This is a genomic window from Mesonia maritima (genome assembly GCF_042433895.1).
In the GTDB taxonomy this organism is placed as follows: Bacteria; Bacteroidota; Bacteroidia; order Flavobacteriales; family Flavobacteriaceae; genus Mesonia; species Mesonia maritima.
Window position 1 is genome coordinate 1 of sequence record NZ_JBHLUA010000001.1, and the last position, 12,383, is coordinate 12,383.

Genomic DNA, 12,383 nt, shown 5'->3' on the forward strand with positions numbered 1-12,383 from the left:
AGGCCTTTGCAATTGCCAAATCAGGTTTGAAATACGATGAAAATCATAGAAGCGTATTAGCGAAATAAATATTCGAATTTATTTGTTTTTTAACACAGTTCTTGACAAGTAGCGTAAAATTAGGAGTTAATTTTCAATCTTACCACAAGCCAAAACTTTTGTATTTTGTTTTTATCTTTTTTAGTTCAAAAAACCAAATCAAAAGATTTGGCGACTTACCAAATATACTAAAATTTCCAGTTTGGAAAAGACGTAGCTATTTGTTATATACGGTGTTGTGCAACGTTTTTTATTCAGTTCTGTTATCTACTACAATTCTAAATTTTGTTGCTCTTTTTATTTCGTTTCCATTCGGCTCGATTTGAAATAAATATTCTCCAGCTAAATAATCAACTCCGTTTTCTTTTACATCTTTTATTTCAAGTAAATTGGTTTTAATTACATTGTCTATTTCGTTTTTATCCAAAGTTATCTTTTGTCCGCTAATTTTGTAAGTACCATAAGTGTAATCGCTCAAACCAATAGCAGAATTGTTAAAAATATAAGTTCCGTCTGTTTTGAAATCAATTCCTGTTCCATTAAAATCTCCATCATAAAAAGCACGCACTAAAGTCGGTTTGTTTAAATCAGATTCATTTTTCCAATTTATTCCGAAAATGGTTATCAAAAAGATTATACCAATTAAAGGACCGATTAAAAATTTGATTTGTTCTGTCGCTTTGTATTGCTTATAATCTCTAAAAATTGTCCAAAGCCAAAATATAAATCCGAATAATGCGACTCCGAGAAAAAAGAATGTAATCAAATACAAAACTTGAAAATCGAAATTGATAAATTTTATAGGTCAGAAATATTCCAATTCCTACAATAATTATTAATCGAATTATGTGGTTTTTGTTAGACACTCGTATTTTTTTCAAATGTTGCACAACGGTTTCGGCTATGAGTAGTTGCGTGGTTTAGCACTTAACTTTGCAAGTACACACCAAACTGAAAATCCGTGAGGATTTTCAGAAGTAGGCGAGAACAAGCAATTACTTATAGCCATTGTTGGCAGTAGTGTTTATTTTGTCAGTCGTTTTGCTGTCATAAATCGGTCAGCTACATTGTCCCAATTGATAATTTCAAGAACTGTATCAACAAAATCGGCTCTTTTATTTTTGTATTTCAAATAATAGGCGTGTTCCCAAACATCAATCACCAAAATCGGAACAACTCCCCATTGTGTTAATTTTTGATGATTTTCGCATTGTAACAATGTCAAGCTATCCGAATAAGGTTGGTAACCCAAAATACCCCAACCGCTTCCTTCTACAGTTTTTGATATTTTCCCGATATAGCTTTTCAGTTTGTCAAATGAACCGAAATCCTTTTCTATCTGTTTTAAGAGTTCAGTTTTGGGTTCAGTTTTTTTATTCGTTAAGTTCGTCCAAAAGATGGAATGAAGCACGTGGCTTGAAAAGTGGTAAGCTAACTTTCGGGTCCACAAATCCACTTGGTCTAAATCGCCCGATTTTAGATGTTCCTTAATTTTAATCAAATCTGTGTTTGCCCCTTTTACTGCTCCACCGTGATGAAATTCAAAGTGCAGATGTAAGGTTTCTTCATCCATATGTGGCTCCAAAAAAGTTTTATTGTATGGAAGTGATTTTTGAATGAAATTTCCATTACTGTCCACTAATCTGTCAATTCCGTTTTCCGTTACATTTTGTGAAAAAACGTTGTTCATTGGTAGGATTGTCGCTCCACCTAAAATTGCCGTGTTTCTTAAAAATTCTTTTCTGTCCATATTTATACTTTTTTCAATTTATCTCGTTTTTCCACATTACTGCCAACGGTCTTGTATATGGCTCGTAGCGTGCAAATTAGTAATTAATTTTCGGATTGAGCACAAGCCAGATTTTTAAATTTTACTATTTATCTTTTTTGTTGGAAATCGTCAAATTTAAAAATTTGGCGACTTTCCAAATATACCTTAACTTTGGTTAGGCAAATAATTAGCTATGAGCTATATACGGTGTTGTAAACAGTTTTTTAATTTATTTTTTCAAAGTATCTTTTCCCAAATTTTGGAATCTCACAAACAAATGAATTGGGTTTTTGAAATCCAAACATTTCTCCTTTAAATTCAAGATATTCATTTGACACTGCATTGTCATTAAAAGATAACAAAAATGAGCCATCTTCATTATCTCTAATTTTGATTTCGCTAATTACATATATATAATTATCAGTATTTGGTTCTTTTTTATAAAAGGTTGATTTGTAATCATCACTTATATAAAAAACAAAAGTCTTATTGTCATCATAATTATATAAAGGAAAGTCTTTTGTTTCCCAAACACCTATTAGATTTTCTTTTTTTATCATTGGTATATTAAATATTGAGAATTATTTATTCCATCACTATTAAATAATAATTCGACAGGATAATTATTTTCATATTCGTAGTCTACGCTATTTTGAGGTCCATCATTATTAGCTGTTTCGATTACGTTATTTTTAGAAAGATAATATTGTAAATTTCCATTGCTGGTATCAAAACCATAAAAACTAAAAGAAAAGTCAATTAAACCAAAACTTTCATTCAAAACATTAAATGGGTTTTTCTTATCATCATAAGTAAAATATTGATTATATGTAAAACCTGATGATAAATAAGTTAAAGCAGTTTGAGAAACATTTTCCTCTGAATCGTAAAAAATTTCTGTTTTAGTTGTCCAAATATAATCTCCATCTTGTAAGGAATATCTTTTAATTTGAGAAATTCTATTACTATCGTATAAAAACTCTAATTTTCGATATTGGTTATTTTCTGGAGCAAGTTCAATCAATCGATTTTGATTATCATAAACGTATGTGAATTGTTTATTTTGGCTATTATTGATTTCTTGATTATTTAAATTTGGATAATCGCCGTTATACTGTAAAGATTTAACGTAAACAGAAGATATTTTATCATTGTTATATTCAAATTGATATAGGTTACCTTGTTTAAAAGACCCATTACTATTAGTTACTTGACAACAATAAATGAAAATTTGATGTAATTTATCATTTTCATAGAGTAATTTATCATTATTTTGATTATTAGTATAATCTATTTCATTAATGTACTTAATTGTTTCATCGCCATTTCCATCTTCATTTCCTTCTGTTGGATTTTCATTATTATTTTCTGAAACTGATTCATTATCATCAGAACAAGAATAAATTGTATTAATAAATATTAGTACGATAGGAATAAGTAAATGTTTTAATTTCATTTTTTTTGTTTTAAATTGTTTACAACAGGTTATATCCAAACAAATATATCTGTTTATAATATATTATCCCGGGATAACAGAACTTTTTTGTTATGGTTATAAGAATTTGATAATAAAAGTACACCCGATTTAAAATAAATAAAAACAGTAACATTTAACCATAAAAAAGGCCACTAACTTTTTACAGCTAATGGCTTTTAGATTATAAAAACTAAATTATTTGCTATTCAGCAACTTTTCCATATACGTATTCTTTTCTTTTTCAGCTTGCAGCAATTTTTTATAAAGCTCCTCAATTTTATCGGATTGCTCTATAATTTTATCAATGGGATTAAATGTACAATGAACATTATTTAAAGGACCATTGTTAACACTGTTGTCATTAAAATTATTAATATTATGAAAAATAGATTCCTCACTAAAGTTTTCAATAGCTTCTTTACTAACCCCTAAGACCTTCGCCACTTTATCTAGTTTTTCCTCATCGATCGTTTCACTTTGCTCCAAGTGGGAAACGGTTTGTTGACTAACGCCTAACTCTAAGGCGAGGGCTTCTTGTTTCATCCCTCGAAGTTCCCGAATGCGGCTTATTTTTTTTCCGATATGTGGTGTGGCTGTTGTACTCATATTCCAAAGATACTAACTTTTATGAATTCTTGTATTGGTAAAATACAATTTATGGAATTGAGGAAAGCATAGGCTTAAAAACAGGTCCGAAGTGTATGCAGCTTACAGCCATAGCCAATAACCTGAAAAAATACCTTACGTTTACTCAAAAACGCGTAAAAAGCGGAGCAGGCATGCTGGGCTTATCTTTAGAGATCATGACTACTCTCAAGAAAGCCATTAAATCGATGCTAATATATTTAAAATTTGAGGGAGTTTAAGTGTTGGTTTTCTAAGAATTACAGGCTTGTGCAACGACTACAATTGTTGTCCGGCGTTTTTAGTTCACTACTAATTTTTCCAATATTTCTCTATTTTCTTCACCCCATTTTGCTGTAGACTTAATAATTGGAATTAATGATTCTCCTAATTCAGTTAGATGATATTCAACTTTGGGAGGCTTTGTTTCATAATCTTTTTTCACCAGAATACCGTGGCTAACTAGCTGTTTTAATTGGGTTTCTAAAACCCTTCTTGTGGCATTAGGAATTTTCCTTTGCAATTCACCTGGACGTATAATGCCATTATAGATACACCATATTAAATTAATCTTCCATTTGCCGTTTACCACTTCCATAAAAAGATGAAGTCCACAATCAACAGTTACCGGTGTTTTTCTCTTGTACATAAATGAAGATGTTTCTATACAAATATACCGGTTTTTTAATACGGGTAAATTTATCCGTACTTGATAGCAGTAATGAAGGGTTGTATGTTTGCCCTATAAAATTTAATGATGATGAATTATAAATTATTTGGCGCCAATACAGGATTATATGCAAGTGAAGTTGTGTTAGGAGCTTCCAACTTTGGAACTAGAAAAGGATATGGGGCAACCCCAGAAGAATCCACAAAAATACTTTCAGCATACCAAGAGGCTGGAGGAAATATTATAGACATATCTGATTTGTATCAACTTGGCGAAGCGGAAGAAATTGTAGGTGGTTTTTTGAAGAATAAACGGAACGATTTTATTATTTGTTCAAAGTACACAAAAAGTAGTGAAGTTAATCCTGCTATAAGTAACTATGGAAATCATCGTAAGTCGATGAAACAAGCAGTAGAAACAAGCTTGAAGCGTCTAAAAACAGAATATATTGATATTTATATGCCTCATTTTGATGATGGTAAAACTCCTATGTATGAAATTATTAGAGGTTTAGAAGACTTAGTGAAAGAAGGAAAAGTTTTATATACGGGTTTAACTAATTTTCCAGCTTGGAAAGTTGCGTCTATTGCAAGTTTAACAAACTTAACTGCACTACAAATAGAATACAATTTATTGCAGCGAACAGCAGATCGTGAGTTTCTGCCTATGGCAGAAGAATTTGGTTTAGCAACTATGATGTATTCCCCATTAGCGGGAGGAGTGCTGACTGGAAAATATAGAAATGGAGAATCGGGTCGAATTAATTTAGGAAGTGATGCTGAATACAAGGAAGATCAAAAAACAAAAACTATAATTGATAAGCTTATCGCGATAGGAAAAGAAATTAATGCAACTGCTGGACAGGTTGCATTTGCCTGGGTATTATCAAAGAACGCATTTCCTTTAATTGGAGCGCGTAAAATCTCTCATTTCCAGGAGTCCTTAAAGGCCGCCCATATTAAATTAACAGAAGAACATATTATAGATCTGGATAATTTAAGCAAGGTAGCATTAGGTTATCCTCACGATTTGTTAGCTACTGTACGAAATGCAACGTAATCATTAACCTGTAATTTTATAAAAATGATAAAAAACAGTATTAAAGAAAATTTAACTATGCATCACATCGTTTTTGCGATTTCTGATGTAATTGAGACAGAAAAATTTTATACCAAAATATTCGGTCCAGCACTTTATACCAATTCAAACACAGTAATGTATCAAGTAGGTCAAACGATGTTGATTTTTATACAAAAACGACACAAAAATCAATTAAGTACAAAATTCGACCCCTCAAATATTGGACTTGACCACGTTGCATTCGGACTTAAAAACCTATCAGAATTAGAGGAAGTAGAAAAAGTCTTAAATGAAAAGGAAATAAAAAATAGTGGTATTCATATCGATAGTTCAAGTAAAAAAGAAAAGATTTGGCTCAATGACCCGAGCAATATTAGAATTGAATTTTATTTATAAATTTCACTTTATTTTCGGTCTTTTAAAATGACATGCAACGTGTCGCGTATATAAAAAGTAGCCGTAACTACCAATCATATAGGTAGGTTGGTTTCAAAAATAAATAAATTATTAATTAACTTAAGAACCTGTAGGCTATTTGTTATAGCAACGATGTTGGCTGTAGTGTTTTTTAATCCCATATTTTTGGTCTATCGATTTTCATTGCTCTTAAATACGACAAGAATTGTCCCGCGTGAACAGCTTCGTGATATCCAATCCGTAATAAATATTTTCCAAGTATTTTCTTGCCTTCTTGTCCTGGGTGTACAATTTCGATTTCATTTAGTTCGGTGTCCGAAAATTGTCGCACACTTTCTAAAAAAGTTTCTCTAATAGGCGCAGCAAATTCAAGTTCATTTTTTAGGTTTGTGAATGGTCGGTTTTTCCAAGGTGTTTTATAGTTTGCCATATCTCCTTGATTAATAATTATATTCCAACCATAATCAGCTTGCAAAACATGTCTTATCATTTCTGATGCACTCATTGCTTTTTCGTCAGGTTTCCAATTGTAATATTTCTCAGGGAGTCCATTCCAAAGCTTTATACTTCTTCTCCTTATTTCTGTGAAATTTAAAATTATGAGTTCAGATTGGGTCATTTTTTTGTTTTCGAGAATGTTGTTTCAAATTACAGTCAATTGCTTATCTATTACAAATAGCATGGATTTATGAGTTATTTTTCAATCTCTCCACAAGCTAAAACTTTTGTATTTTATCTTTAATTAAAAGATTTAGAAAGCTTTCAAATATATCAAAATAATCAGTTTAGAGGTGACGCAGCTAATTGTTATAAACGTGGTTACTTGCTGGCTTTATTCAATTGCTTTTTTTGCTTGTTCAATATGCCTTTGATTATGGTAAATTAAAACTCTAAATGTATTTCCTAATTTTAATTTTAGCAGTTTTGAGATGCTAATCGCTGTTTTGGTTTTGTTTAAATTGACTTTTCTTGATTTGTTTAAAAGTTCCAGAATTTGCTTTTGTTGTTCTAAAAATCTTTTTAAAGTTCTCTTATTCAACTTACAACCATTTGGGTTTTTATCCTTGAATGTTTTTATTTTTCTCATTTTCCCTGAAGGCAACATACTTTTAGCAAAATAATTACCTAAGATTCCGGATTTGAAGAGTTGATCTGGATCTGTTTTGCTTTGTTCTATTTTCTGCTCTATTTCAGGAATATAAAATTCGCCGTATAGATTAAGATGTTCAATGCATTCAAGGACGCTCCAAGTCACTTGGTTTTTCTTTTTGTTGAGTTCTTTTTCTGTTAACTGGCTCAATTGTTCAACTTGATTGATATTCTGTCGTGTTCGCTCAATTAAATCCAATATTAAAGATTCTGTTTTTATTTTCATATCTGAATTTTCTACAAATTTGGAAATAACAAGATGATCTAAAATTGATTGAAATCAAGATTTTTTAATTCTCGAAAGCGTTTCAGGTTGCATTCTCAAATATGAAGCAATATATTTATTTGGTATTTCTTGAAATAAGTGCGGACTTCTGCCTAAAACACGCTTATATCTTTCTACTGGCGATTTGGTTAAAATATCACGTTCTCGTTCCATTTGTTGGTATACAAGTTCATTGACTATTTCCAGCCACATTTTTATATATTTTTTTGAACTCCATATGAAATTATTAAAACTGTTTTTTGAAATAACTTTTAATTCAGTTTTTTTAATTGCTTGAATATACAAATCTGAAGGCTCATTTTTTATATATGAGTCAAGAGCTGCAATAAGATTATTTTTATATCCAAATCTTATCGTATGTTCTTCAAATTCATCAATAATAAAAATTCGTAAACTTCCTTTAACTATAAAATAAAGATTAGTATCTATACTGCCTTGAACTTTTAAATATTCTTTTCTCGTCAAATTCAATTCTTTTTCCCATAAATTTTGACTTTCAATTTCTTCTACTAATTTTTCAATTGGATTCATTTTTTTGGTTTGCAGTAACGTTTTGGATATGGTTTCTTTGGGTGAAATTCGTAAGAATTTTCCGTCTTATCCCGAAGATAGTATATTTGCAAGGATTTTTCGAAAAGAATATAGCTGTGTGGTAGGCAGTTTTATTTTAAATGTTCTTCAATTCCTACAGCATCCATTCGAATTCCAATTAGCCAATCTCGATTATACTTTTTTTCAAGATATTTAAAAGTCAGTTTATTATATTCGGTAGCAAATTTATCATCCCAACCGAAGGCTTTCGAATAATATACTATATTGAATTTTTGCTCATAAATGGAGTCTTTCTCATTCTTAAATGTTGGGTTTAATCCCTCAACGAAAATTATAAATAAACGTTTATTTTTATTTTCTTTAAAAAATGTCTTTGGCTTCCCCGTATAAATAATTTGGTCTGGTGAGATTACTATTCCGGGACACGGATCATATTTTATATGAAAGCCTTCCACGGTAACATAATTTGGATGTTCTTTTAAGCGTATCACTAACTTATTAGTTAAAATATCTCCCACGCTTATTTTTTTAGCTTCAAAACCGTCGAGTGAAAAAGTTAATGAGTCATTCCTGCTTGCTTCTATAGAAAACTTACCATCGAAATCAGTCTTTGCAATTTTTTCTCCATTATTATTGGTAATGTCCACTGAAAGTAGGGGTTGACCATCCATTTTCTCAACCACCGTTCCATTAATATTGATTTCTTGAGCAAGCAAGAATGCGGAAGAAAGGCAAAATAATATTGTTAACCCTAATCTCATTTAATTTATCATTTTTTAGGTTAATTTTTAAATTCCCTAAAATGGTTTAGCATATAGGTGAAACTGAATTTTAAGCAATTAATTTTCAGTTTACAAAGTACTTAAATTAAATAAAAAAGCGATTCAAGTTTTGCACTTAAACCGCTATTACTTATATAAATTGCTGTAAGATATTTCTATTTGTCTTCACAAATTTCTACAAAAAACAGCTCGACCTTCAGCATTTGCAACATATTTTATTCCATTTTTATCCAAATATTTATTTTCTTTTCTTCCAGAAGTATGCCATTTGATATAACCATAATCGCACTTTCCCATATTCCCATTTTTAAACTCTCTTTCTGCAATTTCATTAATTTCGTTCCAATATTTTTTTCTTGAATGGACAAAAAATATTGCGGGATTAAATTCTGTTGGAAGTTCTGATTTATAATATTTTTCTAAAACAATATTTAATTAATACTTAATTATTTTCTTGAGGTTATAGGTAGCATCTTTTAAATTAACCTTAACCAAATAAATACCTTGGTTAAGTGCTGAAACATTTATTTTTTCGTTGTATCCTCGATAAACAAGTGAACACTTAGTATCATAAATTTCAATTGAAGTAAATGCTAAGCCATTAATATACAGCACATCTCGGACAGGATTTGGATATAAAGTAACAACGCTCGTTTTCTTTTCTGTAATAGATAATACATTGTCATTTGTAGTAAATGAAACTAATTTTGCATTATCGGATAAAGGACCAATATTAAATGATTCGGAGGTAATAAAATACCTATTAGCTCCAATATATGTTATAGCTTCTGCCTGTTCAAACTCTAAGCTTGTAAGTGCTATTTGTGTGTTAGTGCCTGAAAAAACATCATTATTTGTAAAGTTTTCACTAACCCAAACAAAAGGTTGTAATGCCGAATTATACCCTATTGAATATACTTTTCCTGTCGATGGATTGTAGGTAGCCCCGGTGATTAACCCTCCACTAGATAGCGTTGTTGTTAAGGGGGCTATCGTAAATGTTCCGCTGTTTTTTGGGATTGAGTAAGCTTTTGTAGTGCCATTAACCCAGTTTTTAGTAAATAAAATCAAGTTATTTGCATCCAAAGAAATTAGGGCTTCTGCATCCCATTCTGTATTATTAGGGTTAGGGACAAAATCTAATTGATCTGAATAGCTAAAGCTTATAATTTCTGCTGTTACATTGGAGGAACTTAGATAATCATTTTTATTTATTGTATAAATTTTTAAATCGGTTCTATCTCCACTGTTGTTGCCTATATCGCCAATATATATTGATGTCTCATCTTGTGCGATATCTTCCCAATCTACATTTGTTGCGTTGGTAACTGTCACTATTCTACTAACTAAACCAGAAATCGTATCTAACTCATAAAGTTTATTTTCATTACCCGAATCATTATGAAGAATAAGTTTATCGTTAAAAAATATAGCTCCTGATGATTCTCTCAATACTATTGGTAAATCAAACTTTTCTTCCACGTTCGCTACTTGAGCGATGAGATTGAAGGTAACTAAAATAAATGCGGTGATTATAATTATTTTTTTCAAGTGATACCCTTATTTATTTTCTTCAATTATTCTTTTCGCATTTTGATTGTTAGGGTTTAATGCTAAAGATTTTTTATAAGCTTGTATGCCTTCTTCTTTTTTTCCGAGTGCTAACAGACATTCGCCTAAACTATCCCAGGTGTTATACGCGTTTGGGTATAACGCTGTATTGAGTTTAAAAATTAGCAATGCATCTTCTTTCTGTTGTCCCATTAAATCATACCCGAAACTATTAATTCCATTTTCTGAGATGTCATAATTAGTTTTATCGTTATTTTCTGATTTTATAAATGTAATTACTTCTTTAACAGATTTTCCCTGATCCAGCAGCTCTGCTAGTTCTTTTTTGTTCATTCGTTTTACCTTCTCTCTTTGTTCCGCTAAGGTTTCGACCCCATATTCTCTTCGTTGCGCATCGGTGATTTTGGTGGTATCGATTTCGGCAAGAACCCAAGGTTGATCTCCCATTTTATGGTATTGCGTTCCATAGATTTGAGGTTCATTTTTACTTAGCAGATGCCTGTCGATAGCGGCCGCTAAAAGCCATTTATTTGCTGTAGAATCAAGCTCAATAGATTTACGCATTAATTTAACGGCCATTCCATAGGCGGTAGAATCTCCTCCGTGTTGAAAAATCATTGCGGCATTGTGGTAATCTCTAGAGGTTTTTACTTTATTTGAATCTAAAAGTTGATACACTCTTACTTCTCTTAAGCTATCTCTTTTAGAAACGACGCCCCAGTCTATATTGGTGGTTTGGCGGTCGGCCTGGTCATTTTTATAAATTTCAATCAACTCCGCATTGTCTTCTATGGGAGAAGATGTTATATCCTTTTTTGAATCTTGTTTATTGGGCTTACACGAAGAAATAATACAGATTGAAATTATTAAAATGATATTTTTCATAAGATTGGTATTTAATGAAATATAACGTGTTTAGGGTAAGAAATCGCGTTCAATTACGGGTTATCCATGTACTGTACCACCCCAAATATACCAAAAATTTCGGTTTAAAATTGAGGGTAACTAGGTATTGTATAAATTAAGTATGTTTTAATTACCATTCCAGTTAATTCTTTCTCTTAATTCTTTAAAATTAAACTCTCCGAGTTCTATAATTTTTCCACTCTTATCGATATACCCGATTTTTTCGCATTTGTATCTAACTCCCGGATGTTCTCCTTGAGCTACGTTGTTTTGAATTTTTACACACTCGGATTGAAATATTGCAAAGCCATTATCAAATTCGGTAACTTTTTCAAATTGTGGTTTTATTACAATATTTCCTAAAGCGTCTGCGAATCCGATTCTATTGTTTTTACCAATAATTCTAATTCGATTTTCTTTTACATAATCCGGGAAGGGTTCTCCTGATAATCGATTATAGACTTGAAATAAGTAATTTTCATTAATATCAATTGCGCTCCAGCCAGGTTTTCCTTTAATTTGAAAAATAACGAAGTGGTTAAATTTATTGTGAAGCGTATTGAAGTATTTTATACTATCTAATTTTCGAATGGTATCACCCCGTTGGTTAATAATCGAATAAACTTCTCTATTTCCATTCCATTCTCTTCCAATCTTATATTTATATTTTTCTTGAGAAAAACATACACTTATAGAAAGTAAAAATAAAGTTAGAATTATTCGTTTCATTTTTCAATATTATTGCCAACCGATTCTTTTGTCGAGGAGTAGCGTGCAATTATACTTTGTTTTTTAATCTCGAAACACTTCAAATATACCAAAATTTTGTTTTAAATAATGGGTAACCATGTATTGTATGAATTAATATTGTGGGCTTTTAATTTGGTTCAATAAATTTATCGTATTCACTCATTTTACTGTATTTGTATGAGTTTACCAAACAGTTAAATTGCGTTGAAGACTTACCCGTTTTCGGACAGCTCTAAATTACACAATTTTTCTTTTTTCATTGGGTCTAGACCCAATGAAAATTCTTTATAGATCTGATTAGGGCTTTT

At 30.9% G+C, this 12,383-nt stretch carries 17 protein-coding genes; 3 read left to right on the forward strand and 14 right to left on the reverse strand.

The window, feature by feature from the left end; genetic code table 11:
- Positions 1–289 precede the first annotated feature (289 nt).
- From ACFFGL_RS00005 to ACFFGL_RS00025, 5 genes are all read right to left on the reverse strand, one after another.
- On the reverse strand, positions 290–805 hold the full coding sequence (locus ACFFGL_RS00005; RefSeq protein ID WP_309730748.1) for a hypothetical protein: 516 nt from the start codon (positions 803–805) through the stop codon (positions 290–292).
- Positions 806–1,063: 258 nt separating this feature from the next.
- Positions 1,064–1,789, reverse strand: a complete 726-nt coding sequence (locus ACFFGL_RS00010) for a superoxide dismutase (RefSeq protein ID WP_009780324.1) — start codon at positions 1,787–1,789, stop codon at positions 1,064–1,066.
- A 245-nt stretch (positions 1,790–2,034) separates the two neighbouring features.
- Positions 2,035–2,370: a hypothetical protein gene (locus ACFFGL_RS00015; RefSeq protein ID WP_309730763.1), complete on the reverse strand. Its 336-nt coding sequence runs from the start codon at positions 2,368–2,370 to the stop codon at positions 2,035–2,037.
- Positions 2,367–3,266 carry a hypothetical protein gene (locus ACFFGL_RS00020; RefSeq protein ID WP_309730766.1) on the reverse strand — a complete coding sequence of 300 codons (900 nt, stop codon included), beginning with the start codon at positions 3,264–3,266 and terminating at the stop codon, positions 2,367–2,369. The genes ACFFGL_RS00015 and ACFFGL_RS00020 overlap by 4 nt, the downstream gene beginning before the upstream one ends.
- A 216-nt stretch (positions 3,267–3,482) precedes the next feature.
- Complete coding sequence (locus tag ACFFGL_RS00025; RefSeq protein ID WP_309730769.1) at positions 3,483–3,893, reverse strand: helix-turn-helix domain-containing protein; 411 nt, start codon at positions 3,891–3,893, stop codon at positions 3,483–3,485.
- Between the two features lie 95 nt (positions 3,894–3,988).
- Between ACFFGL_RS00025 and ACFFGL_RS00030 the strand changes: the two genes are divergently transcribed.
- On the forward strand, positions 3,989–4,153 hold the full coding sequence (locus ACFFGL_RS00030) for a hypothetical protein (protein ID WP_309730772.1): 165 nt from the start codon (positions 3,989–3,991) through the stop codon (positions 4,151–4,153).
- A 59-nt stretch (positions 4,154–4,212) separates the two neighbouring features.
- Here ACFFGL_RS00030 and ACFFGL_RS00035 read toward each other — a convergent pair whose 3' ends face one another.
- The gene (locus ACFFGL_RS00035) at positions 4,213–4,560 is read right to left on the reverse strand and encodes a winged helix-turn-helix transcriptional regulator (protein ID WP_309730774.1); all 348 of its coding nucleotides are present in this window, start codon (positions 4,558–4,560) and stop codon (positions 4,213–4,215) included.
- A 111-nt stretch (positions 4,561–4,671) separates the two neighbouring features.
- Here ACFFGL_RS00035 and ACFFGL_RS00040 point away from each other — a divergent pair, with 111 nt between their 5' ends.
- Positions 4,672–5,640 (forward strand): aldo/keto reductase, encoded by a 969-nt coding sequence (locus ACFFGL_RS00040; protein ID WP_309730777.1) that lies wholly within the window; start codon positions 4,672–4,674, stop codon positions 5,638–5,640.
- A gap of 24 nt (positions 5,641–5,664) precedes the next feature.
- A complete protein-coding gene (locus ACFFGL_RS00045; RefSeq protein ID WP_309730780.1) occupies positions 5,665–6,057 on the forward strand; it encodes a VOC family protein in 393 nt (130 codons plus the stop codon).
- 172 nt (positions 6,058–6,229) lie between these two features.
- Here the strand turns inward: ACFFGL_RS00045 and ACFFGL_RS00050 are convergent, their stop codons facing one another.
- The 8 genes from ACFFGL_RS00050 to ACFFGL_RS00085 form a co-directional block, all read right to left on the reverse strand.
- On the reverse strand, positions 6,230–6,697 hold the full coding sequence (locus ACFFGL_RS00050; protein WP_309730782.1) for a DinB family protein: 468 nt from the start codon (positions 6,695–6,697) through the stop codon (positions 6,230–6,232).
- 213 nt (positions 6,698–6,910) lie between these two features.
- A complete protein-coding gene (locus ACFFGL_RS00055; RefSeq protein WP_309730784.1) occupies positions 6,911–7,453 on the reverse strand; it encodes a DinB family protein in 543 nt (180 codons plus the stop codon).
- Positions 7,454–7,507: 54 nt separating this feature from the next.
- The gene (locus ACFFGL_RS00060; RefSeq protein WP_309730787.1) at positions 7,508–8,044 is read right to left on the reverse strand and encodes a Crp/Fnr family transcriptional regulator; all 537 of its coding nucleotides are present in this window, start codon (positions 8,042–8,044) and stop codon (positions 7,508–7,510) included.
- Positions 8,045–8,175: 131 nt separating this feature from the next.
- The gene (locus ACFFGL_RS00065) at positions 8,176–8,826 is read right to left on the reverse strand and encodes an FEKKY domain-containing protein (protein WP_309730790.1); all 651 of its coding nucleotides are present in this window, start codon (positions 8,824–8,826) and stop codon (positions 8,176–8,178) included.
- A gap of 186 nt (positions 8,827–9,012) precedes the next feature.
- Positions 9,013–9,144: a hypothetical protein gene (locus tag ACFFGL_RS00070; RefSeq protein WP_309730792.1), complete on the reverse strand. Its 132-nt coding sequence runs from the start codon at positions 9,142–9,144 to the stop codon at positions 9,013–9,015.
- Positions 9,145–9,282: 138 nt separating this feature from the next.
- Complete coding sequence (locus ACFFGL_RS00075; RefSeq protein WP_309730795.1) at positions 9,283–10,398, reverse strand: T9SS type A sorting domain-containing protein; 1,116 nt, start codon at positions 10,396–10,398, stop codon at positions 9,283–9,285.
- 9 nt (positions 10,399–10,407) lie between these two features.
- On the reverse strand, positions 10,408–11,304 hold the full coding sequence (locus ACFFGL_RS00080; RefSeq protein ID WP_309730798.1) for a tetratricopeptide repeat protein: 897 nt from the start codon (positions 11,302–11,304) through the stop codon (positions 10,408–10,410).
- Positions 11,305–11,451: 147 nt separating this feature from the next.
- Positions 11,452–12,054, reverse strand: a complete 603-nt coding sequence (locus ACFFGL_RS00085; protein WP_309730801.1) for a WG repeat-containing protein — start codon at positions 12,052–12,054, stop codon at positions 11,452–11,454.
- Positions 12,055–12,383: the final 329 nt, after the last annotated feature.